Origin of the sequence: Roseomonas sp. E05, assembly GCF_030063475.1 — a bacterium.
Classification (GTDB): domain Bacteria; phylum Pseudomonadota; class Alphaproteobacteria; order Acetobacterales; family Acetobacteraceae; genus Pseudoroseomonas.
In genome coordinates this window covers 20,623-41,529 of sequence record NZ_JASIRT010000007.1, presented here as the reverse complement: position 1 = coordinate 41,529, position 20,907 = coordinate 20,623, and the positions used below count along the sequence as shown (strand labels likewise).

Below are 20,907 nucleotides of genomic sequence, written 5' to 3'. Positions count from 1 at the left end.
GGAAGGAAAGTGGCGGTAGTGGCGCGTCGGGCAATTTCATTTCATAGCTAAAATTCTAGGCATATTCATTGCATTATGTGCAAATGAAGTGCAAATCATGTGCTATTTGCTCATATTTTCATCTATAACTTCTTGCATGCACGGATTGTTCCCTCAAGACTGCGTATCACGCCGGTCTGCCATGCCGGTCCGACAAGACAAGGAGAGCACCGTGTTCCGTTCCGTGCTTGCCATTGCGAGTAGGGCTGCCGGCCTTGCTTTCGCCTCCATGCTGGGCCTCGCGAACTCCGCCGCCGCCCAGCCCGCCTCCGACACCCTGGGCAGCATCCGCGCCCGCGGCACGCTGCTCTGTGGCGTCGCCGGCCAGGTCGCGGGCTTCAGCCTGCCGGACAGCAAAGGTGAGATGCGCGGCCTGGACGCGGATACCTGCCGCACTGTCGCCGCCGCCATCTTCGGCGATGCGAAGAAGGTGCAGTTCGTCAACACCACCGCCCAGAACCGCTTCACCGCCCTGCAGTCGGGGGAGGTGGACATGCTGGTGCGCAACACCACCTGGACGCTCGGCCGGGAGGCGGCGCTCGGCCTGGAGTTCGCCTCCGTCAACTTCTACGACGGCCAGGGCTTCATGGTGAAGAAGAGCGCCGGCGTCACCTCGGCCAAGCAGCTCGGCGGGGCCAGCATCTGCGTGCAGCCCGGCACCACCACCGAGCTGAACATGGCGGACTACTTCCGCGCCCAGAGCATGCAGGTCACCCCGGTGGTCATCGAGACGGTGGAGGAGGTGCAGAAGGCCTTCATCTCCGGCCGTTGCGACGCCTACACGACGGACGCCTCCTCGCTCGCCTCCTTCCGCATGAGCCAGGGACCGAACGCCGATCAGTACCTGCTGCTGCCGGAAATCATCTCGAAAGAGCCGTTGGGCGCCGTGGTGCGCAAGGGTGACTGGAAGTTCTTCGACATCGTCCGCTGGGCGCACTTCGCCACCCTGACGGCCGAGGAACTGGGCATCACCAGCAAGAACATCGACAGCTTCACCGACAGCAACAACCCGGACGTGCAGCGCTTCATGGGCAAGTCGGGTGACCTCGGCAAGATGCTCGGGCTGCAGCCGGACTGGGCAGTGGAGGTCGTCAAGCAGGTCGGCAACTTCGCCGAGATCTGGGAGCGCAACATCACGCCGATGGGTGTGCAGCGCGGCATCAACAATCTCTGGACCAAGGGCGGCCTGCAATACGCCCCGCCGATGCGCTGAACACCGCAGAGGGGGCGCGCGCCGCTTCCCCGGCAGGGGGTATGTCCGGGAGGGGCTGTGGGAGCCCCTCCGGCTCCCTCAGCCGCGCGGCGGGTGCGCGGCCAGGATGTCCTCGAACCGCTCCCGCCGCAGCCGCTCGTAATGCCGGCGGTGAAAGCCGTCGATCTCGTCGAGCTTCGCCTCTGTCAGGGGCATGAAGGTGTAGGTCTCGCTGGGGGCGATCCGCATCCGGTCGAAGCCCATGTCGCGGAAATGCTGGGGGGAGAAGGAGTTGCCGCGTTCGCCGATGTAGCGGCCGAAGGAGACGGTGGTCATCAGCCGGGTCATTCCCAGCTCCAGGCAGGCGATGCTCTTGGCGGCGTCCTGCGAGGAGGCCTCGGTGGCGATGCTGAGCGGCCGGTACAGCTCGAAGATCTGGCGGTGCGGCCGGTCGTTGTAGTCCAGATCGCCGAGCAGCGCGTAATAGGGTGCCAGCCACTCCATCATGCGCAGCCAGGCATGCCGGCGCAGCCCGAAGCCCCAATGGTGCTCCAGCGGGATGTACTTCACCTCCGGGCCGGGATAATCGCGCCGGTGGTCGCCATAGGCGGCGAAATAGGCGACCCGCTCGAAGGGGGCGGTGCGTGCGCGGAGCTCCTCCAGGGCGAACAGGTACCAGGGCCCGAGTTCCAGGTCGTCCTCGAAGAAATAGCCGAGCTCCGCTCCCAGCTCCTCGAAGACCAGTCGCTCGCCGCGCAGGATGTTGCGGGCGACGCCGAGGTTGTCGCCGCTCTCCAGGACCTGCCCCTGCGGGAAATGCTGGCGGAACACGGCGACGCTTTCGGCGATCGCGCGGACATCGCCGTAGCGCCGCCCGGTGCGCGCCGAGACGGCGCCGTCCTGCAGCAGCCAGACCCGTCGCGGATCGAAGCGCACACCCCTCTGGGCCGCGAGCGAAGCGCAGACCCGTTCCATGTAGCGCGGCCGGTCGAAGGAATAGAGGATGATGGGCGTATCGATATCGTGCATGCGGCTCACAGGGTCGGAACGCGGCGGAAGCCGGGCTCGGCCGGAGGGTCAGAAAAATCCTCGTCGATGGATTCGACGCGGGCGAGGAGAGGGCCGGCGCGGCAGGCGGTCAGCAGCGCGCCCACGGCGGCGGCATCTCCCGCCACCAGGGCCTCGATGCTGCCATCGGTCCGGTTGCGGACCCAGCCCTGCACGCCGAGGCGAGTGGCCTCCCGCACCATCCAGTCCCGGAATCCGACACCATGCACCCGACCGCGGATGCGGACCCGCTTGGCGTCCATGCTCACTCTCCCTGCGGGCGCATCATCAGGCGCGGGCGAGCGCCAGGAGACGCCCTGCGAGCTTCACATCCTCCATGACTGCCCGTTGCCGTGCCACTGCTTCCTCGTCCGTGCCCCACAACTCCTGCTGAAATGCCTCGTCCAGGAAGGCCAGGCGGCAGGCTTCCTCCGCATCCACGCGCTCCCGCGCCAGGGCCAGGCCCAGCACGGCGCTGCCCAGGGCGGGCACGGCGACGCCCAGGGCCGCCAGTTCCAGCACCGGCAGCAGCGCCAGGGCGGCGCGCAGCGCGGCCAAGGCCTCCAAGCTCTGGGCCACCGGCATCACGCCAGAGGTTACCCGCAGGGGAGCATCGAACTGCAGCGCGGCCCAGTCCAGCAGCGGCTGCCAGGCTTCCGCCTGCCGGGCGGCGAGGCGTGGCTCCTGCGCGCGGTAGCAGAGCAGGTCGGTCTCGCCATACCTGGCGAGCGCGGCGACGCTGGGCATGGGGTCCGGCGCCATCCGCTCCAGCGCCGTGGCCACGACGCGGGTGAGCGGCACCTCCTCCATCCGCATCTCGCCGCCCTTCTCGCCGCCGGCCTCCTGCCATTCCCGGGCGACCGCCTCGGCCAGCGGTGCCCGCGGAAGCACCAGCCCGCTCCGGCCCGGCAGGCGTAGCGGGCGTCCATCCAGCAATATGGTATAGCCGCCTTCCACCGGCGCGGCGGCAGCCTGTTCCCAAAAACGTTTCATTCCTGGCTTATGTGGGGCGAAGGTGCGGACGCCAAGGGGGGTCACTTCGACTCGTCGCGATCATATTTGAGCGTCCGCAAGCCGCGCAGGGTGCAGATGGTGGCGAGCGAGAGCACGACGGCCACGGCATAGGACTGCAGCGCCGTGGCGACCCCGATGGCGCCCGTAACCCAGAGCCCGGCGGCGGTGGCCGTGCCGTGCACCCGCTGGCCGCTGCGAATGATGGCGCCGCCGCCGATGAAGCCGATCCCGGTGATCAGCCCTTCCATGATGCGCGCGGTGGCGCCGGCCTCGCCCGTCACCAGCGGCTCGGCCGCCTGGAGGAAGCCGCAGGAGGCCAGCGCCACAAGCGGGAAGGTCCGGATGCCCGCGCTGCGGTCGCTCCGCTCGCGGTCCCAGCCGATCGGAAAGGCCAGCGCGTAGGCGATCAACAGATCGCGCGCCTGGCCGAGAATGGTCGGGTCCTCCAGCACCCTGCCGCCTCCGCCCTCTGCCGCAAAACCCACGCTGCAGAACAGATTACGCGCCCGCAGAGTTGCGCGCGGGCGGCAGAGGGCGGTCCCGCCGCGCGGCTCCTCGCGGTATGGTTGAGCTTCCGCAAAAATGCCGGGCGTGTAGATTCGCCCGGCCGCAACACGACAGGCCGCGATGCGCAACGACACGCTGAACCTCGACGCCCTTTCCGACCGGATCGACGCGAAGGGCCCGACCTACACCGCGCTGGCCGACACCATCTGGGGCTTTGCCGAGTTGCGCTTCGCCGAGCATCGCTCGGTCGAGGCGCAGATTGCGGCGCTGGAGGCGGAAGGTTTCCGCATCACCCGCAACGTCGCGGGCCTGCCCACCGCCTTCATGGCCGAGGCGGGCGAGGGTGGGCCGGTGATCGGCTTCCTCGGCGAGTTCGACGCGCTGGCGGGCCTCTCGCAGCAGGCCGGTTCGGCCGAGCCGGCACCGCTGGAGCCGGGCGGCAACGGGCATGGCTGCGGCCACAACCTGCTCGGCGCCGGCGCCATGCTGGCCGCCGTCGCGGCGCGCGACAGCCTGGCCGCCGAGGGCCGCTCCGGCACCGTCCGCTACTACGGCTGCCCTGGTGAGGAAGGCGGCTCGGGCAAGACCTTCATGGCGCGGGAGGGCGTCTTCGACGACCTGGACGCCGCCATCTGCTGGCATCCCGGCACTTATGCCGGCGTCATGTCCAACCTGACGCTGGCCAATTTCCAGGTCTATTTCCGCTTCAGGGGCCGCCCCGCCCATGCCGCCGGCAGCCCGCATCTCGGCCGCTCGGCGCTCGACGCGGTCGAGATCATGAACATGGGGGTCAACTACCTGCGCGAGCACATCCCCTCGGACTGGCGGGTGCACTACGCCATCACCGATGCCGGCGGCGTCTCGCCCAACGTGGTGCAGGCCCAGGCGGAGGTGCTCTACCTGATCCGTGCGCCCAGGGTCACGCAGGCCGAGTCGCTCTTCGCCCGCGTCCGCCGCTGCGCCGAGGGCGCTGCGCACATGACCGAGACGCAGCTCACCGTCAGCATCGACAAGGCCTGTTCCGAGGTGGTGCCGAACACCGCCCTGGAGATGACGATGCACGAGAACCTCCGCCGCATCGGTGCACCGCGCTTCGACGCGGCCGACATCGCCTTCGCCGAGGCGATCCGCGCCAGCCTGACGCCGGAGGACATCGAGAGCGGCGTGGAGAGCTTCGGCGCCCCGCCCGAAACGGGCGCGCAGGCCCTGCCGGAGGAGATCCTGCCCTTCGACGGCACCTCCCGCTTCAACGCCGGTTCCACCGATGTGGGGGACGTCTCCCGCATCGTGCCGACGGTGCAGTGCTGGGGCGCCAACTACGCCATCGGCACGCCTTTCCACACCTGGCAGATGGTGGCGCAAGGCAAGAGCCCCGCGGCGCACAAGGGCATGTTGCATGCCGCCAAGGCGATGGCCGCCACCGCGCTGGATGCCATGCGCGACCCCGAGCTGCTGACCCGCGCCAAGGCCGAGCTGCAGCGTCGCACCGGCGGAAAGCCCTATGCCTGCCCAATCCCGCCCGAAGTGAAGGCGCCGCCACTGCGCTCGGCCCGGAGCGCCTGACATGCTGGCCGGCGGACTGCAGCAGCACCTTCTGCCGGCCTCCTGCCCCGCCGTGACGATCTGCCCGGCAGGGGAAGGGCACCTGCCGGGAATCCGCACCATCTTCAACGAGGTGGTGGCCACCAGCATCGCCGTCTACACCGAGCAGACCGAGACGCTGGAGCAGCGCACCCAGTGGTGGCGGCAGCGGCAGGCGCAGGGCTTCCCGGTGCTGGTGGCGCTGGGGCGGCACGAGGGCGATGTCCTCGGCTTTGCCAGCTTCGCCGAGTTCCGGGGCAACTGGCCTGGCTTCCGCCACACCGTCGAGCACTCCGTGCATATCCGGGCGGATATCCGGGGCCGCGGCATCGGCGGCGCCCTGGTCACCGCCCTGGAGCACGAGGCGCGCTCGCTCGGCAAGCATGTCATGGTGGCCTCGGTGGATGCCTCCAACGCGGCCTCGCTGCGCATGCATGAGAAGCTGGGCTTCCAGCGCGTCGCCTTCATGCCGCAGGTGGGTTGCAAGTTCGGCCAGTGGCTCGACCTGGTGCTGCTGCAGAAGCGGCTGGGCGACGCACCGCCGCGCTAGAAGACCCAAGAGGGGGGGGGGCATGACCGCCCCGGAACGCGGAAACGGGGAGGGGGCTGGGGGAATTCCTTCCCCCGGCTTTTTTCAGGCGGCCTGCTTCGCCTCGCGCCGGCGCTTGTGCAGGATGAACTCGGTATATCCGTTGGGCTGCTTCGCGCCCTCGAAGACGAGGTCGGAGGCCGCCTGGAAGGCGGGCCCGTCGAAGCCCGGCGCCATCGGCGTATAGGCCGGGTCGGCGGCGTTCTGCTGGTCCACCACGGCGGCCATGCGGCGCAGCGTGTCGCGCACCTGCGCCTCGCTCACCACGCCGTGGCGCAGCCAGTTGGCGATGTGCTGGGCGGAGATGCGCAGCGTCGCGCGGTCCTCCATCAGGCCGATATCGTTGATGTCCGGCACCTTCGAGCAGCCGACGCCCTGGTCCACCCAGCGCACGACATAGCCGAGGATGCCCTGGCAGTTGTTGTCCAGCTCCGCCTGCACGTCGGCCGGCGACCAGTTGCTGTCGCTCAGCGGAATGGTCAGCAGGTCATCGAGCCTGGCGCGCGGGCCGCCCTGGGCGATCTCCGCCTGCCGCGCGGCCACGTCCACCGCGTGGTAGTGCAGCGCGTGCAGCGTGGCGGCGGTGGGGGAGGGCACCCAGGCGGTGTTGGCGCCGGCCCTGGGATGGCCGATCTTCTGCGAGAGCATGTCGGCCATCCGGTCCGGCGCCGCCCACATGCCCTTGCCGATCTGCGACCTGCCGCGCAGCCCGCAGGCCAAGCCGGTATCCACGTTCCAGTCCTCGTAGGCCTTGATCCAGGCGGCGCCCTTCATGTCGTTCTTGCGCAGGACGGGGCCGGCTTCCATGTCGGTGTGGATCTCGTCGCCGGTACGGTCGAGGAAGCCGGTGTTGATGAAGGCGACGCGCCCCTTGGCGGCGGCGATGCAGGCGCGGAGGTTGACGGTGGTGCGCCGCTCCTCGTCCATGATGCCCATCTTCAGCGTGTTCCGCTCCAGGCTGAAGGCATCCTCGATGCGGCTGAACAGCTCCTCCGCCCAGGCCACTTCCTTCGGCCCGTGCATCTTCGGCTTCACGATGTAGACGCTGCCGGCGCGGCTGTTCATCCGCCGGCCCTTGATGTCGTGCAACGCGATGGCGGCGGTGGTGAGCGCGTCGAGGATGGTCTCCGGCGTTTCCTTGCCGCCCAGCTTCACCGCGTCGGTCATCATGTGGTGACCGACATTGCGGACCAGCATCAGGCTGCGTCCGGGCAGGGTGAGCGTGCCGCCCTCGGGGGTGGTGTAGGTCCGGTCCGGGTTCAGGCGGCGGGTGAGGGTCCGGCCGTCCTTCTCGAAGCTGGCTTCGAGATCGCCCTTCATCAGCCCGAGCCAGGCGCGATAGACCGCCACCTTGTCCTCGGCATCCACCGCGGCGACGGAATCCTCGCAGTCCATGATGGTGGAGACGGCGGATTCCAGGACCAGGTCGGCGATGCCGGCGGGGTCCTCGCGGCCGATCGGGTGCGCCTTGTCGAGGCGGATCTCGAGGTGCAGGCCGTGGTTGCGCAGCAGGATGGCGGTGGGTGCCTCCGGCGTACCGGTATAGCCCGCGAACTGCGCGGAGTCCTTCAGCGTCGTCGCGCCGCCCTCCATCAGCGCCACCACCAGCACGCCGGCGACGATGCTGAGCCCGGCGACATCCGCCCAGGCGCCGCCGAGCAGCGGTGCCGCCTCGTCGAGCAGGGCGCGGGCGCGGGCGATCACCTTCTCGCCGCGGGCGCGGTTGAAGCCTCCCTTGCCGCGCGCCAGGCTGCCCTCCTCGGGGATGGCGTCGGTGCCATAGAGCGCGTCATAGAGGCTGCCCCAGCGGGCATTGCCGGCGTTCAGCGCATAGCGGGCATTGTTCACGGGCACCACGAGCTGCGGGCCGGCGATGCTGGCGATCTCCGGGTCCACATTGGTGGTGGTGACACTGACGGCGCCGGGATCGGGCAGCAGATAGCCGATCTCCTCCAGGAAGGCGCGGTAGGCGGCGCGGTCCACCGGCTTTGCCGGATGCTTGCGGTGCCAGTCGTCGAGCTTGGCCTGCAGCGTGTCCCGCTCGGCGAGCAGTTCGGCGTTGCGAGGCCCCAGCTCGGTCAGAATGGCCTGGTAGGCGTTCCAGAAGGTTTCCGGCGTGATGCCCGTCCCGGGCAGCGCCTCGGACTCGATGAACGCCCGCAGCGCCGGCGCCACCTCCAGCCTGCTGGTCTGCGCGTTCTTGGCCATGGCCTGCCTCTCCGTCCAATCCTGGCCGGCAGTTAACCCGCATCCCCGCACCGGGCAAAGGGGGGAAGGGGATTGCCGAGGGCGTGCAATGGGTGGACCCTCCGCCTCCTCACCTTGCCGAGGATGCCTCCGCCATGCCCGTCTCCTACGCCCCGCCGCCCTTCACCACCCAGCACTGGCAGGTGACCAAGCCGACCGCGCGTGGCGCGCGCGGCATCGTCGCCAGCCAGAGCCGGGCGGCGGCGGAGGCCGGCGTGGCGGTGCTGGAGGCGGGCGGCAACGCGGCGGATGCCGCTGTCGCCACCGCCTTCGCCCTGGCCAGCATGGAGCCGTGGAACTCCGGCCTCGGCGGCATCGGCTTCGCGGTGGTGCACAAGGCCGGGAGCCCGGGTGCCGAGCTGGTGGATTTCGGCCCTGTCGCGCCCGCCGCCAGCAACCCGGCGGACTACCCGCTGACCGGGAAGACGAAGCAGGATCTCTTCGCCTGGCCGGAGGTGGAGGGCGACCGCAACATCCACGGCCCGCTCTCCTTCGCGATTCCGTCCTCGGTGGCCGGCTATGCCACCTTGGCCGAGCGCTTCGGCAGCGGCCTGCCTCTCGCCGAGCTGCTCGGTCCGGCCATTGCCCTGGCGCGGCGGGGCCTGCCGCAGGACTGGTACACGACGCTCAAGGTGGCGAATTCCGCCAAGGTGCTGAAGCTCTACCCGGAGAGCGCGCGCATCTATTTGCCGGAGGGGCTGCCGCCGGTCGCCCCTTATCAGGGCGCGCCCGGCTTCTTCACCCAGGGGCGCCTGCCGGAGACGCTGGAGCGGCTGCGCGACGCCGGCTGGCGCGACTTCTACGAGGGCGAGATCGCCGCCTCCATCGCCGCCGACGTGAAGGCGATGGGCGGCCGGCTCTCTGCCCAGGACCTGCGCGACTGCCAGGCCCGCATCCGCCCGGCGCTGGCCATTCCCTGGCGGGGCGGCCTCACCCTGCAGGGCGCCGGCGGCCTCACCGCGGCGCCGACCCTGGCGCGCGTGGTCGGGGAGATGGCGAAGTTCGACGCGCCGGCCGCGCCGGATGCCGCCTGGTTCAGCGCGCTCGCCCGCACCATGCGCAACGCCTATGCGGAGCGCCTGGAGGGGCTCGGCGCCGCCAGCACCCCGCCCGAGCCCTCCGAGACCTGCACCACCCACCTGACGGTGGTGGATGCCGCCGGCAACATGGTGGCGATGACCACCACGCTGCTCTCCTCCATGGGCAGCCGCGTGGTGCTGCCGGGCACCGGCGTGCTGATGAACAACGGCATGATGTGGTTCGACCCTGCCCCCGGCTCGGCCAATGCCATCCGCCCCGGTGCCCGGCCGCTCTGCAACATGTGCCCGGTGACCGTCTCGGACGGGACGGGGCCGGTGATGGCGCTGGGCGCCTCCGGCGGCCGCCGCATCCTGGCCTCGGTCTACCAGATGCTGGCCTTCAGCCTGGATTTCGGCATGGACCCGGCGGCGGCGGCGCACCATCCGCGCATCGACGTCTCCGGCCCGGACGGCGCCACCGCCGACCGCCGCCTGCCCGCCGACGTGCTGGCGGCGCTGGAGGCGCAGGGCCGGCTGAGCGTGGTCGAGCATGCCGTGCTGCCGGTGAACTTCGCCTGCCCGAACCTGATCCGGAAGGAGGCGGAGGGCTTCGCGGGCATCAGCGACGTGATGACGCCCTGGTCGGCCGCCATCGCGGCGCATTGAGCCAGGGGAGGGCGGGAAGGGTGCTGCCCTTCCCGCTGCACGGCGTCACGCCTTCCCTGCGGGGCTTTCTGCCGCGGCCGTCTCCCGTCGCCCGGCCCGTGTGATCAGCAGGCCGCCGACGAGCATGGCGGCGCCCCAGGCCAGAAAGCCGAGATCCCAATAGATCCACTGCTCGCGCGGCGCCTGCTCGTTGACGTGATGCACGCCGAGGATCTGGTGGTCCACGAGGCCCTCGACGCAGTTGAAGAGGCCGAAGCCGATCAGCAACGTGCCGGCCAGGAGCTTGTTGGACCAGGCGAGGTGCCGGCGATGCGCAGCCCGCCAGAGCAGGACCAGCCCAATGAGCACGAAGACGTAGGTGGCACTGTGGAACAGGCCGTCCCATAGCGTGTTGAATTCCAGCCCCTCGACCGAGTCGGCCGGATGGCGGCTGCTCAGCATGTGGTGCCACTGCAGCACCTGGTGCAGCACGATGCCGTCGAAGAAGCCGCCGATGCCCAGCCCGAAGAAGATGCCAGCCGCGATCGGGAAAGATCGGTTCCGCGCTTCCTGTTCCATCGCCATCCCTTTGCTCAGAAGGCGGCCATGGGAGGTTTCCACCGGCATCGTGTCAAATGACGCGGTCCTTGCTCAATCAGAACTGAGCGCCTGGGCGGGCGCCGCGCAGCGCCGGTGCGCGAGGGTCCCGCGGCCATGGCGCATCAGGCGGCCGGCGCATCCTCCGCCAGCCCAAGCCGCGCCGCCATCGCCGCCCAGTTCGGCGGTGCCAGCAGATCGGCCAGCGTCTTGCCGTCCAGCACGGCCAGGAAGGCGTTGAGCGCCTCCCCGAGCAGGGATTGCAGCCGGCAGGCATCGGCCAGGGCGCAACCGCCAGGAGCGCCCGGTGTTTGGAAGCAGGCAACCAGGGCCATGTCTTCCTCGGTGAAGCGCACCACCTCGCCGATGCGGATCTGCTCCGGCGGCCGCGCCAGCCGGAGGCCACCTCCGCGTCCCCGCGTCGTCTCCACGAAGCCGCCGCGGCCGAGATTGTGCACCACCTTCACCAGGTGGTTCTCCGAGATGCGGTGAGCCGCCGCGATCTCATGGATCGAGACGCGCTGCCCCTGGCGCAGGCCAAGATAGATCAGGCTGCGCAGGGCGTAGTCGGTGTGGAGGGTGAGGCGCATAGGGAAGATGTAGCGCCTTTACACCTTTTGGCCAGTAGGCCATAAGGTGCATCGTTAATACATCTTATGGAGCGGATAATGCCTCGCCAGCTCAGCGACAAAACGGTCTCTCTGGTCAAGGCGACGGTGCCGGCGCTGGAGGCTCATGGCCTCGCGATCACCCGCCGCATGTATGAGCGGATGTTCCAGAACGCGGAAATCCGCGACCTGTTCAACCAGTCCCACCACGGCGAGACCGGCTCGCAGCCCAAGGCACTGGCGACGGCGGTGCTGGCCTATGCGCGGAACATCGACAATCTGGGCGTGCTGTCCACCGCAGTGGAGCGGATCGCGCAGAAGCATGTCGGGCTGAACATCCTGCCCGAGCACTATCCCTATGTCGCGGAGGCGCTGCTCGGCGCCATCAAGGACGTGCTGGGCGATGCCGCGACGCCGGAAATCCTCGAGGCCTGGGGCGAGGCCTACTGGTTCCTCGCGGACCTGCTGATCGGGCGCGAGAAGCAGATCTATGACGAGCATGCCAATGCCCCCGGCGGCTGGAGCGGCTGGCGCGATTTCGTGGTGAAGGAGAAGGTGCGCGAGAGTGAGATCATCACCTCCTTCACCCTTGCGCCTGCCGATGGGGCCCCGGTGCTGCGGCACCGTCCCGGCCAGTACCTGACCTTCTGGCTGGAGATCCCCGGCCATGCGCCGCTGAAGCGCAACTACAGCATTTCCTCCGCGCCCGGTGACGCGCAGTACCGCATCACCGTGAAGCGCGAGCCGATGGGCCTCGCCTCCAACTGGCTGCACGATGCGGTGCAGCCCGGCACCCGGCTGAAGGTGGCCGCGCCGGCCGGCGAGTTCGTCCTGCCGGAGCGCCCGGAGCGCCCGCTGGTGCTGCTGAGCGGCGGCGTCGGCCAGACCCCGCTGATGAGCATGCTGGAGACCCTTGCGGCGGAAGGCGCGGCGCGGCCCGTGCAGTTCGTCCATGGCACGCTGTCCGGCGCGACCCACGCGCTCGGCGCACGGGCGAAGGCCCTGGCCAAGGCTTCCGGCGGCGCCATCCGGGCGGTCACCTTCTACGAGTGCCCGCGGCCGCAGGATGTGCAGGGCGCGGCCTATGACGCGGAGGGGCGGATGACGATGGACTGGTTGTGCGCCAATACCCCGCTCGGCGAGGCCGACTACTATCTGTGCGGTCCGCGCCCCTTCCTGCGCGCCTTCGTGGGCGGCCTGCTGGAGGCTGGGGTGCCAGCGGAACGGCTCCATTACGAGTTCTTCGGCCCCGCCGACGAACTGTTGGCGGCCTGAGACCCGGCAGGCCCCGAAGGAAGCCGCTTCGGGGCCGCCTCAGCGCGCCGCCATCGCCAGCGCGATCCCGCCGCCGATCAGCGCCAGCCCGGCAAGGTGGAAGCCCTGCAGGCTCTCTCCGAGGAACACCACCGCCAGGATGCTGCCGAACAGCGGCATCAGGTGGATGAACTGCCCGGCGCGGTTGGCGCCGATCAGTTCCACGCCGCGGTTGAAGCAGAGATAGGAGAGCAGCGAGGGGAACAGCGCCAGGTAGCCGATCGCCAGCAAAGTGGCGCCGCTGACGGGCGGCGCCGTGGCGGCCCGCACCTCCCAGAGATAGCCGGGCAGCAGCAGCAGCACGCTGAGCAGCGCGCTGCTGGCCAGGAAACTCAGCGGATGCACGCGCGGGCGCAGCCGCAGGCAGGCCGAATACATCGCATAGGCCAGCACGGCGGCGAGGATCCAGAGATCGCCCGGGTGCAGCCGGAGGCGCAGCAGGTCCGCCAGGGAGCCGCGCGAGGCGATGGCCAGCACGCCGCCCACCGAGAGCGCCACACCCAGCATCTGCAACCGGCGCGGCCTTTCGCCGAACAGCAGGAAGGAAGCGAGGAGGATGGCCAGCGGAATCACTGACTGCAGCAGCAGGCCGTTGATCGCCGCCGTCGAGCGCAGTCCGGCATAGACCAGCACGCTGAAGCTGGCGATGCCGAGGAAGGCGAGTTGTAGCATCCGCCAGGAGTGCCGGCGCAATTCGGGCCAGTCGCGCCGCAGATGCGGCCAGGCGAGGGGCAGCACCAGCAGGAAGGCGCCGAGCCAGCGCCAGAAGGCCAGGAAGAAGGGCGAGGCTCCCCCGTGCACCGCCCGCCCCACGACGAAGTTGCCGGCCCAGAACAGCGCCGCCGCGGCGAGCAACAGGGTGGGAGCCTGCCACAGGCGGCCGGCGAGGCCAAGGCGGGCAGGCTGGGCGCGGTCGGGGGCTGACATCATTCTCTCCTGCGGCGCCGGCTGCCTAGGCGCCCGGAGCAAGGCCCGCAAGAGGCGTGCCGCGGCCCCTCAGGCCGTGGCGAGCAGCACCACCCCCGCCGAGATCAGGCCGATGGCGGCCAGCTTCTGCGCGCCCAGCGCCTCGCCGAAGGCGTAGTGCCCGATCAGCGCGACGACGATATAGGAGGCCGCGGTGCAGGGCAGCGCCACGCTCATCGGCAGCTTGCGAAGCGCGACGATGTAGAGCATCGCCGCACCGCCATAGAAGCCGAGGCCAAGGATGGTCTGCCAGCGGAAGAGCTGGTGCAGGAAGCCGCCGCTTCCGAGCGTGCCGGCCTTCAGCAGGACCTGCCCGCAGAGCGAAGTGCAGATGGCGGCGGCGAGCACCAGCCACGAAGCGATCATGCGCCCGGCGCCTGCTGCGGCTGCGCCTCGTGCATGATGGCCTCGCCTCGCGCCGCGCGGGTGGCGACCACCTCGCGCACCACGCCCTGCGGCTTGCCATTGGCCGAGAGGAAGGCGCGGCCGACATATTCGCCCAGCACGCCCAGGATCAGGAACTGCACGCCGGCCAACAGCAGCATCACGGTCATCATCGAGGCCCAGCCGGAGGGCGTGTCCTTCGTCAGTGCCTCGATGATGGTGAAGACCGCACCGACCATGCCGAGCAGGCCCATGCCGACGCCGGCGAACATCGCCATCCGCAGCGGCAGCAGCGAGAAATTGGTCGCCAGGTTCAGCCACAGCCGGATCAGCCGGCGCAGCGTGTAGTTGGAGCGGCCCTGCACGCGCGCGAAATGCTTCACCTCGATGCTGTCGATGCGCTGCGTCACCTGCATGATCAGCCCGTCCACATAGGGATAGGGACCGGAGTAGCGCGCCACCTCCTGCGCCACGAGCGCCGACATGCAGCGGAAGGAGCAGAGATAGAGTCCCTTCGGCTTGTCCATCAGCTGGTCCGCCACCCAGTTGGCGAAGCGGGAGCCGAGATTGCGCCAGACCGCATGCTTCTTCTCGGCGTAGCGGGTGTAGACCACGTCCCAGCCACCGAGCCGGGCATGGTCGTAGAGCCGCACCACCTCCTCGGGCGGGTTCTGCAGGTCGTCGTCCATGGTGATGACGTAGCGCCCGCGCACATGCCGCAGCCCGGTCATGACGGCGTTGTGCTCGCCGAAGTTGCGCGCGTGCTCGACATAGGTGAGCGGCACGGTGGCGCTGGCGGCGAGCGCGCGGCAGACATCGCCGCTGTTGTCGGGGCTGCCGTCGTTGACGAGCACGATCTCGATGCCGCCGGCCGGCTTCAGCGCGGACAGCGCCTCGACCAGATGACCCACCGTGTCGGCGCCGCGATAGACCGGCACCACGATGGAAAGACCGACGGAGGGGGCGGGTTCGGTGGGAGAGAGGAACGTCATGCGTGGAGCTCTCTGCGGGGCGGGGGAGGCGGCTTCCGGCCAGGTTCGGGCAGCGACGGCGAGCACCGATCCGCCGGCCGGAAAGGCCATGCCCCGGTGGGCCAAGGCAGCCTCGGCTTCGGTGGCCCGGAACAGCAGGGCATCGAGCCAGGGCGGAAACGGGGCGACATCGCTGGCGGCATCTTCGCCGCGCGCCAGCAGTTTGCGCTGTGCCACCATGAGCGGCAACAGCAAGCTGTTCCAGTAACCCACCTGGATAGGGGTGAAGCCGGCCTGCGCCAGCATCTCCTGCGCCTCCCGCGTGGTATAGCGGCGGGCATTGTGCACGCGGCGGTCATGCGCCGAGTGCAGCCAGCGCAAGGCCGGCAGGTTCAGCACCAGCAGCCCGCCCGGCTGCAGCACGCGCCGCATCTCGGCCAGCGCGCGGGGCTGGTCCACGGCGGCATGGCAAAGCACGTCGAGGGCGGTGACCGCCGCGAAGCAGGAGTCGGGGAAGGGCAGGGCGGCGGCATCCCCCGCGGCGACGGCGGCTCCGGACTTGGCCGCGGCGCGCTGCGCCGCGCGCGGGTTGTATTCCAGGCCATGAAGCGCCTGGCCCGGGAAGGCCGTCGCCAGGTGGCGCAGCAGCCCGCCGGTGCCGCAGCCGACATCGAGCCACGGCCCGGCAGGCATCGGCCGGGCGCGCAGCGTCGCCTCGATTCGGTTGCGGAGGGCGCGGTACCACCACATTGCCTCCTCGGCCGAATCCATCAGGTCGTATTCATAAGGATCCACAGCGAAGCTTGTGGCAGCGCCCGATCCTCGCCGCAATGGGATTGCAGAAGCCTACCCGTTGGGAGAAGGACAAGCCGGCCTCTGATGAAGCACCCGATGCAGACCGCCGCGGGCGAGCAGGCCCTGCCGAACCCCGCCCTGGCGTTGCCGGCACCACTTGCTCAGGCGGAGGCCCCTCAGGCGGAGGCCCGGCGGGCCCCGCTGGCGAAGGTGCTGGCGCTGCTGCCGGCCCTTGGCTTCCTGGCCGTCGTGCTGGCACCGCCGCTGAACCACGATGTCGCTGCCGTGCTGGACTTCGCCGCCCGCATGCTGGGCCCCGAACGGCTCTACGACGACCTTATCGACGTCAACCCGCCGCTGATCTTCCTGCTGAACCTGCCGGCGGTCTGGCTGGCGCGCTGGACGCCGCTCACCCCGCCACAGGCGCTGCACGCCCTGCTGCTGGCTCTCTGCGCATTGGCCTGGGGGCTCTGCACGATGCTGCGCGCCCGGCCGCGGGCGACGGCCCGGCCGGAAGGGCCGGTGGAGCGCGCCGTGCTGTTCGCCCTGCTGCCCCTGCTGCTGCTGGCTGCCGGCTATGATTTCGGCCAGCGCGAGCAGATCATGGCAGCCGCTGCGCTGCCCTACCTCTTCCTGGCCGAGCGGCGCAGCGAGGGAGTACCCACTCCGGTGGGGCTTATGCTGCCGGTCACCGCTCTCGCGGCACTCGGCTTCGCGCTGAAGCCGCATTTCCTCGCGACTCCGGCGCTGGTGGAGGCTGTGGTGCTGCTGGCCGGCTGGCCAAGGCGTGGCGCGGCGGCCCTGCGCGATCCGGTGCCCTGGCTGATGGTCGCCATCTGGGCGCTCTACGTCGCCGCCATCCCACTCTTCTTCCCCGGCTATTTCGGCCGCGTCCTGCCGCTGGTCTGGGACTGGTACATCGGCCTGGGTGGCGGCGTCTGGTGGAAGGTGCTGCTGACCGCGACCACCGGCAGCGCTCTCCTGTTCGCGCTGGGGATGGCGGCGCTGACCGCATTGGCGCCGCGCCTCGGCGGGCTGCCCCGGCTGGCGGCGGCGGCGGCGCTGGGTGGGCTGGCGGCAGCGCTGGTGCAGCACAAGGGCTGGAGCTACCACCTCGTTCCGGTCTGGACCTGGGGCGGGCTGGCCTGCGGCGTGCTGCTGGCGCGCGGCGCGGACCATGTGCTGCCCGCCGCCTCCGCGCGCCGCGCCGCGCCGCTGCTGGCCGCCGGTGCCAGCTTCGCCTTCGCCCTCTTCACCCTGCGCGGCGGCCAGGCGCCCTGGATCGAGTTCGGCTACGGGGAAAGCCGCGGCGGCCGGCTCGCCGCCTGGCTGGAGCATGAGGCGCAGGGCAGACGCCTGCTGGTGCTCTCGCCGGACATTCCTGACGTCTACCCGGCGGTGAATTATGCCGATGCGAGGCTGGTGCTGCCCTTCATGAGCACCTGGCTGCTGCAGGCCACCTATCAGCACTGCCAGCCCGGCGCGCCGCGCTACCGTGCGCCCTGGGCGATGGGTCGGGCCGAGTTCCTGGTCTACCGCACGGTGGCGGAGAATCTGGCCTGGGATCGCCCGGCGGTGGTGATGGTCTCGCGCTGGAGCGGCATCCCCGCCTGCAACGGGGAGTTCGACATGATCGCGTATTTCAGCCGCAACCCGCTTTTCGCCGAGGCGTGGCGGCATTATCGCCCCGCAGGCGAGATTGACGGCTATATGCTCTTCAGGCGGGAGGAAGATTGATGCCCTACCAGGACTATCTCGGCCGGACCGAGACACGCGATGACCGGGTCGATGCCCGGCTGGTGGAGGGGCTCGCCGCCACGCTCTCCCGTCCCGTGCCGCAGGGCGCGCTGCCGCCGCTCTGGCACTGGATGCTGTTCCAGGACTGGAAGCCGGCCGATGGGCTGGGGCCGGACGGCCATCCCCGGCGCGGCGGCTTCCTGCCGCCGGTGCACCATCTGGAGCGCCGCATGTGGGCGGGCGGCCGGCTCAGCTTCCAGGGTGACATCCGCACCGATGACCACGTGCGCCGCACCAGCACCATCCTGCGCATCGAGAGCAAGGCGGGCGGCAGCGGCGAGCTGGTCTTCGTCACCGTGAAGCATGTGCTGGAAGGCCCGCGCGGCCCGGTGCTGGAAGAGGAGCACGACATCGTCTATCGCGGCGCCGGCGGCGCGGCGGTGCGCGCCGCGCCGCCGGCGCCGGACTGGCCCGACGCGCAGCGCGCCCTGGTGATGCCGGATTCCGTACTGCTGTTCCGCTACTCCGCGCTCACCGGCAACGGCCACCGTATCCACTATGACCACCCCTACGTCACCCAGGTCGAGGGCTATCCGGGGCTGGTGGTGCACGGCCCGCTGCAGGCCACCTGGCTGGCGCAGCATGCGCTGGACGTGGCGGGCGAGGGCGCGCGGCTGGCGCGCTTCCGCTTCCGTGGCCAGCGCCCGGCGATCGGCGGCAATCCGCTCACTCTGATGGCGCGCCGTGAGGACGGCCGCATCCTGCTGGAGACCCGCGACCCCAGCGGCGCCACCTGCCTGACCGCCGAGGCCGAGCTTGTCTGACCGACAACCCGCCGCGCCGGCCGCCGCGCCGGCGCTCGCGGTGGCGCTGCCCGGAACGCTGCCAGCGCTCGACGACGCGGTGCGCGGCATCGCGCTGATCGCCCTCGGCTATGCCGTCGTGGCCTGCGCCGACGCCTCCGTGAAATGGGCATTGCCGCAGGTCGGGCCGGCGGCGGCGATGATCTGGCGCGGCGTCTTCGGCGCGCTCGCCATCGCGCTGCTGGCACGCGGCGCCTCGCTGCGGCCGGTGAATCTCCGGCTGATCGGCGCCCGCTCGCTGCTGCACTGTGGTGTCACCGTCGTCTACTACATCGCCTGGGCCGGCGGCATGCCGCTGGCGGACAGCTATGCGGTCGCTTCCGCCGGACCACTGCTGATGACGCTGCTGGCCATTCCGCTGCTGGGCGAGACGGTGGGCTGGCGGCGCTGGACCAGCACGGCGGCCGGCTTCGGCGGCGTGCTGATCATGCTGCGGCCGGGCGGTGCGCTCTGGGGCTGGCCGGCGGCGATGCTGCTGGCCGCCGTCGGCCTGATGGCGGTGACCCGCATCTGGACCCGCCTGCTCGCCCGCACCGACAGCCCCGCCACCATCGCCTTCTGGCTGCTGCTGGCGCATGTGCCGGTCGGCCTGCTGCTGCTGCCGGCCTTTCCGCCGCCGGTCCTGCTGCCCGCCGCGCCGGTGGTGGCCGCGCTGGTGTTCCTGGGCTGCATCAACGGGCTGGCGCATTTCCTCTTCGCCCGCGCCTTCGCGCTGGCGCCGGTCTCGGTGCTGGCGCCCTTCGAATATACCACCCTGGTCTGGGGCCTGCTGCTGGGGCTGACCATCTGGGGCGAGTTCCCGGCATCCGGCACGCTGCTCGGGGCGGCCATCGTTATCGCTGCCGGACTCTACAACCTGCACCGCGAGCGGGTGCGCGCCCGGACGGCGCGCCGTGCCGCTGCCGATGCGGCGGGAGGCGCCGGGCCGCGCTGATGCCTCTCCGCCACGACGTCCGCCGCGGCGCCCTGCTGATGCTGGGCGCCACCGCGCTGTTCACCCTGATGAACGCCTTGATCAAAGGGTTGGGCGACCACATTCCCTTCCCGGAGATCATGTTCTTCCGCAACCTGCTGGCCCTGCCGGTGGTGGCGCTGATCGCCTGGCGCCGGCACGTCACGCTGCGCACGCGCCGCTTCGGCGGCCATCTCACGCGGGCCATCACGGGCCTGTCCTCGATGGCCTGCTCCTTCTTCGCGCTGACCATCCTGCCGCTCGCCGAGCAGACGGCGCTGACCTATTCGACGCCGCTCTTCGTCACCATCCTCTCCATCCCCTTCCTCGGCGAGCGGCCGGGGGTGCATCGCTGGGGCGCGGTGGTCGTCGGCTTCCTGGGCATCCTGGTCATCGCGCTCGGCCAGGGCGCCTTCCTCGGCGGGGCCTCCGGCGAGTCGGGCGTGCCCTCCTGGCTGCGCTGGGCCGCCTTCATCGCCGCCGCCTCGAACGGCTTCTTCTCCGGCCTGACCACCATGCTGGTGCGGCAGCTCTCCGGCACCGAGGCCAGCAGCACCATCGTCATGTGGCAGTCGCTGCTGATGACCGGCATCACCTTCCTGGCGCTGCCCTTCGTCTGGGTGACGCCGACCGCCGGGGAACTGCCGCTGCTGATCGGCCTCGGACTGCTGGGCGGCCTCGCCCAGGTGCTCTCCACCGAGGCCTATGCCAGCGCCCAGGTCTCGGCGCTCGGTCCCTACTCCTACAGCGCGTTGCTCTGGGCGATCCTGCTGGGATGGCTGGTCTGGGGCACCGTGCCGAGCGTGACGATGCTGGCCGGCGGGGCATTGATCGTCGGCGCCGGGCTCTACATCCTGCACCGCGAGATGCGGCGGAGGTCGGCATGAGCATTCCCTTCCTGAAGGACGACCCTCTGCCAACCGGCACCGTCGAGGAACTCGGCCGGCCAGGCGGCGCGCGGCTGCGCCGGATCCGCTGCGGCAATCCCGGCCCCTTCACCTTCCTCGGCACCAACACCTACCTGGTCGGCGAAGGGGAGGTGGCGGTTCTCGACCCCGGCCCGGAGGACGCCGCCCATCGCGAGGCCATCCTGGCTGCCCTGGCAGGCGAGCGGATCGGCCAGATCGTGGTCACGCATACCCATCGCGACCACTCGCCGGGTGCCGCCGCCCTGCGGGCGCAGAGCGGTGCGCCGACCTACGGCTTCGGCCCGCACCAGACACCTCCCGGCGAGGAGCTGCGCGGCGGCGACCACGACTTCATCCCCGACCGCATCCTGGCCGATGGCGCGGCGCTGGAGGGTGCGGGCTGGCGGCTGGTTGCGCTGCACACGCCCGGCCACTGCGCCAACCATCTCTGTTTCGCGCTGGAGGGCAGCGGCGTGCTGTTCTCGGGCGACCATGTGATGAGCTGGTCCACCAGCGTGGTCAGCCCGCCGGACGGCGACATGGCGGCCTATATGGCCGGCCTCGCCCGGCTGGCCGCGCGCGGGGACCGGCTGTTCCTGCCCGGCCACGGCGCACCGCTGCCCGATCCGGCGCCCTTCACCCGCGCGCTGCTGGCGCATCGCGAGGCGCGCGAGACGACGCTGCGCGAGGCGTTGCGGCAGCACGGGCCGGCGAGCGTGGAAGCCCTGGTGCTGCGCCTCTACAGCCCGATCGATCCGCGCCTGCTGCCGGCGGCGGGGCGCAGCCTGCTGGCGCATCTGCTGAAGCTGGAGGCCGAGGGCGCCGCCCGCAGGGTGTCCGAGGACTGGACGGCCGCCTGATATGCCGGCGGCCAGGCCGGCTGTTGCAACCGGGCGGGGACAGGACCATTGCTGAAGGGTGTCCGGCCGCGG

20 protein-coding genes are annotated in these 20,907 nt (G+C 70.5%); 10 read left to right on the top strand and 10 right to left on the bottom strand.

Annotation, left to right across the window (positions count from 1 at the left end):
• The first annotated feature begins 211 nt into the window (after positions 1–211).
• On the top strand, positions 212–1,252 hold the full coding sequence (locus QMO56_RS09580) for an amino acid ABC transporter substrate-binding protein (protein ID WP_283525242.1): 1,041 nt from the start codon (positions 212–214) through the stop codon (positions 1,250–1,252).
• 78 nt (positions 1,253–1,330) lie between these two features.
• Here the strand turns inward: QMO56_RS09580 and QMO56_RS09575 are convergent, their stop codons facing one another.
• Genes QMO56_RS09575 through QMO56_RS09560 form a run of 4 tightly spaced genes read right to left on the bottom strand, consistent with a single transcriptional unit; the run spans position 1,331 to position 3,744 of the window.
• The gene (locus QMO56_RS09575; protein WP_283525240.1) at positions 1,331–2,260 is read right to left on the bottom strand and encodes a hypothetical protein; all 930 of its coding nucleotides are present in this window, start codon (positions 2,258–2,260) and stop codon (positions 1,331–1,333) included.
• Between the two features lie 5 nt (positions 2,261–2,265).
• On the bottom strand, positions 2,266–2,541 hold the full coding sequence (locus QMO56_RS09570) for an acylphosphatase (RefSeq protein ID WP_283525238.1): 276 nt from the start codon (positions 2,539–2,541) through the stop codon (positions 2,266–2,268).
• A gap of 25 nt (positions 2,542–2,566) precedes the next feature.
• On the bottom strand, positions 2,567–3,271 hold the full coding sequence (locus QMO56_RS09565; protein ID WP_283525236.1) for an ATP12 family chaperone protein: 705 nt from the start codon (positions 3,269–3,271) through the stop codon (positions 2,567–2,569).
• 41 nt (positions 3,272–3,312) lie between these two features.
• Positions 3,313–3,744 (bottom strand): MgtC/SapB family protein, encoded by a 432-nt coding sequence (locus QMO56_RS09560; RefSeq protein ID WP_283525234.1) that lies wholly within the window; start codon positions 3,742–3,744, stop codon positions 3,313–3,315.
• Positions 3,745–3,919: 175 nt separating this feature from the next.
• Here QMO56_RS09560 and QMO56_RS09555 point away from each other — a divergent pair, with 175 nt between their 5' ends.
• Both QMO56_RS09555 and QMO56_RS09550 read left to right on the top strand, forming a co-directional pair.
• Entirely contained in the window at positions 3,920–5,362 is a 1,443-nt protein-coding gene (locus QMO56_RS09555; RefSeq protein WP_283525233.1) for an amidohydrolase, read from the top strand.
• A gap of 1 nt (position 5,363) precedes the next feature.
• Positions 5,364–5,930, top strand: a complete 567-nt coding sequence (locus QMO56_RS09550; RefSeq protein WP_283525231.1) for a GNAT family N-acetyltransferase — start codon at positions 5,364–5,366, stop codon at positions 5,928–5,930.
• 84 nt (positions 5,931–6,014) lie between these two features.
• Here QMO56_RS09550 and QMO56_RS09545 read toward each other — a convergent pair whose 3' ends face one another.
• A complete protein-coding gene (locus tag QMO56_RS09545; RefSeq protein WP_283525229.1) occupies positions 6,015–8,177 on the bottom strand; it encodes a malate synthase G in 2,163 nt (720 codons plus the stop codon).
• 134 nt (positions 8,178–8,311) lie between these two features.
• On the opposite strand from QMO56_RS09545, the gene QMO56_RS09540 reads away from it, so the two are divergent.
• Positions 8,312–9,901, top strand: coding sequence for a gamma-glutamyltransferase (locus tag QMO56_RS09540; RefSeq protein WP_283525227.1), 1,590 nt, complete (start codon positions 8,312–8,314; stop codon positions 9,899–9,901).
• A 45-nt stretch (positions 9,902–9,946) separates the two neighbouring features.
• Here QMO56_RS09540 and QMO56_RS09535 read toward each other — a convergent pair whose 3' ends face one another.
• Together QMO56_RS09535 and QMO56_RS09530 are read right to left on the bottom strand one after the other, a co-directional pair.
• Entirely contained in the window at positions 9,947–10,459 is a 513-nt protein-coding gene (locus QMO56_RS09535) for a DUF2243 domain-containing protein (protein ID WP_283525226.1), read from the bottom strand.
• 143 nt (positions 10,460–10,602) lie between these two features.
• Complete coding sequence (locus QMO56_RS09530; RefSeq protein WP_283525224.1) at positions 10,603–11,067, bottom strand: Rrf2 family transcriptional regulator; 465 nt, start codon at positions 11,065–11,067, stop codon at positions 10,603–10,605.
• Between the two features lie 78 nt (positions 11,068–11,145).
• On the opposite strand from QMO56_RS09530, the gene hmpA reads away from it, so the two are divergent.
• A complete protein-coding gene (gene hmpA / locus QMO56_RS09525) occupies positions 11,146–12,360 on the top strand; it encodes an NO-inducible flavohemoprotein (RefSeq protein WP_283525222.1) in 1,215 nt (404 codons plus the stop codon).
• Positions 12,361–12,399: 39 nt separating this feature from the next.
• Here the strand turns inward: hmpA and QMO56_RS09520 are convergent, their stop codons facing one another.
• The 3 genes from QMO56_RS09520 to QMO56_RS09510 all read right to left on the bottom strand — a co-directional run bounded on the left by QMO56_RS09520 (position 12,400) and on the right by QMO56_RS09510 (position 15,491).
• Positions 12,400–13,326, bottom strand: coding sequence for a DMT family transporter (locus QMO56_RS09520; RefSeq protein ID WP_283525220.1), 927 nt, complete (start codon positions 13,324–13,326; stop codon positions 12,400–12,402).
• A gap of 69 nt (positions 13,327–13,395) precedes the next feature.
• A complete protein-coding gene (locus QMO56_RS09515) occupies positions 13,396–13,731 on the bottom strand; it encodes a multidrug efflux SMR transporter (protein ID WP_283525218.1) in 336 nt (111 codons plus the stop codon).
• A complete protein-coding gene (locus QMO56_RS09510) occupies positions 13,728–15,491 on the bottom strand; it encodes a glycosyltransferase (RefSeq protein WP_283525217.1) in 1,764 nt (587 codons plus the stop codon). The genes QMO56_RS09515 and QMO56_RS09510 overlap by 4 nt, the downstream gene beginning before the upstream one ends.
• A gap of 120 nt (positions 15,492–15,611) precedes the next feature.
• Here QMO56_RS09510 and QMO56_RS09505 point away from each other — a divergent pair, with 120 nt between their 5' ends.
• Genes QMO56_RS09505 through QMO56_RS09485 form a run of 5 tightly spaced genes read left to right on the top strand, consistent with a single transcriptional unit; the run spans position 15,612 to position 20,835 of the window.
• The gene (locus tag QMO56_RS09505; RefSeq protein WP_283525215.1) at positions 15,612–17,252 is read left to right on the top strand and encodes a hypothetical protein; all 1,641 of its coding nucleotides are present in this window, start codon (positions 15,612–15,614) and stop codon (positions 17,250–17,252) included.
• Positions 17,252–18,076 (top strand): MaoC family dehydratase N-terminal domain-containing protein, encoded by an 825-nt coding sequence (locus tag QMO56_RS09500; protein ID WP_283525214.1) that lies wholly within the window; start codon positions 17,252–17,254, stop codon positions 18,074–18,076. The genes QMO56_RS09505 and QMO56_RS09500 overlap by 1 nt, the downstream gene beginning before the upstream one ends.
• Entirely contained in the window at positions 18,069–19,049 is a 981-nt protein-coding gene (locus QMO56_RS09495) for a DMT family transporter (protein WP_283525212.1), read from the top strand. Before QMO56_RS09500 ends, QMO56_RS09495 begins: the two co-directional genes overlap by 8 nt.
• A complete protein-coding gene (locus QMO56_RS09490) occupies positions 19,049–19,954 on the top strand; it encodes a DMT family transporter (protein WP_283525210.1) in 906 nt (301 codons plus the stop codon). Before QMO56_RS09495 ends, QMO56_RS09490 begins: the two co-directional genes overlap by 1 nt.
• The gene (locus tag QMO56_RS09485; protein WP_283525208.1) at positions 19,951–20,835 is read left to right on the top strand and encodes an MBL fold metallo-hydrolase; all 885 of its coding nucleotides are present in this window, start codon (positions 19,951–19,953) and stop codon (positions 20,833–20,835) included. Before QMO56_RS09490 ends, QMO56_RS09485 begins: the two co-directional genes overlap by 4 nt.
• The last annotated feature ends 72 nt before the right edge of the window (positions 20,836–20,907 follow it).

Excerpts from the sequence above, each read along its gene's own strand:
- QMO56_RS09575 (WP_283525240.1), bottom strand. The coding sequence starts at position 2,260 with ATGCACGATATCGATACGCCCATCATCCTCTATTCCTTCGACCGGCCG.
- QMO56_RS09570 (WP_283525238.1), bottom strand. The coding sequence starts at position 2,541 with ATGGACGCCAAGCGGGTCCGCATCCGCGGTCGGGTGCATGGTGTCGGA.
- QMO56_RS09565 (WP_283525236.1), bottom strand. The coding sequence starts at position 3,271 with ATGAAACGTTTTTGGGAACAGGCTGCCGCCGCGCCGGTGGAAGGCGGC.
- QMO56_RS09555 (WP_283525233.1), top strand. The coding sequence starts at position 3,920 with ATGCGCAACGACACGCTGAACCTCGACGCCCTTTCCGACCGGATCGAC.
- QMO56_RS09550 (WP_283525231.1), top strand. The coding sequence starts at position 5,364 with ATGCTGGCCGGCGGACTGCAGCAGCACCTTCTGCCGGCCTCCTGCCCC.
- QMO56_RS09545 (WP_283525229.1), bottom strand. The coding sequence starts at position 8,177 with ATGGCCAAGAACGCGCAGACCAGCAGGCTGGAGGTGGCGCCGGCGCTG.
- QMO56_RS09540 (WP_283525227.1), top strand. The coding sequence starts at position 8,312 with ATGCCCGTCTCCTACGCCCCGCCGCCCTTCACCACCCAGCACTGGCAG.
- QMO56_RS09535 (WP_283525226.1), bottom strand. The coding sequence starts at position 10,459 with ATGGAACAGGAAGCGCGGAACCGATCTTTCCCGATCGCGGCTGGCATC.
- QMO56_RS09530 (WP_283525224.1), bottom strand. The coding sequence starts at position 11,067 with ATGCGCCTCACCCTCCACACCGACTACGCCCTGCGCAGCCTGATCTAT.
- hmpA (WP_283525222.1), top strand. The coding sequence starts at position 11,146 with ATGCCTCGCCAGCTCAGCGACAAAACGGTCTCTCTGGTCAAGGCGACG.
- QMO56_RS09520 (WP_283525220.1), bottom strand. The coding sequence starts at position 13,326 with ATGTCAGCCCCCGACCGCGCCCAGCCTGCCCGCCTTGGCCTCGCCGGC.
- QMO56_RS09515 (WP_283525218.1), bottom strand. The coding sequence starts at position 13,731 with ATGATCGCTTCGTGGCTGGTGCTCGCCGCCGCCATCTGCACTTCGCTC.
- QMO56_RS09510 (WP_283525217.1), bottom strand. The coding sequence starts at position 15,491 with ATGGATTCGGCCGAGGAGGCAATGTGGTGGTACCGCGCCCTCCGCAAC.
- QMO56_RS09505 (WP_283525215.1), top strand. The coding sequence starts at position 15,612 with ATGCAGACCGCCGCGGGCGAGCAGGCCCTGCCGAACCCCGCCCTGGCG.
- QMO56_RS09500 (WP_283525214.1), top strand. The coding sequence starts at position 17,252 with ATGCCCTACCAGGACTATCTCGGCCGGACCGAGACACGCGATGACCGG.
- QMO56_RS09490 (WP_283525210.1), top strand. The coding sequence starts at position 19,049 with ATGCCTCTCCGCCACGACGTCCGCCGCGGCGCCCTGCTGATGCTGGGC.
- QMO56_RS09485 (WP_283525208.1), top strand. The coding sequence starts at position 19,951 with ATGAGCATTCCCTTCCTGAAGGACGACCCTCTGCCAACCGGCACCGTC.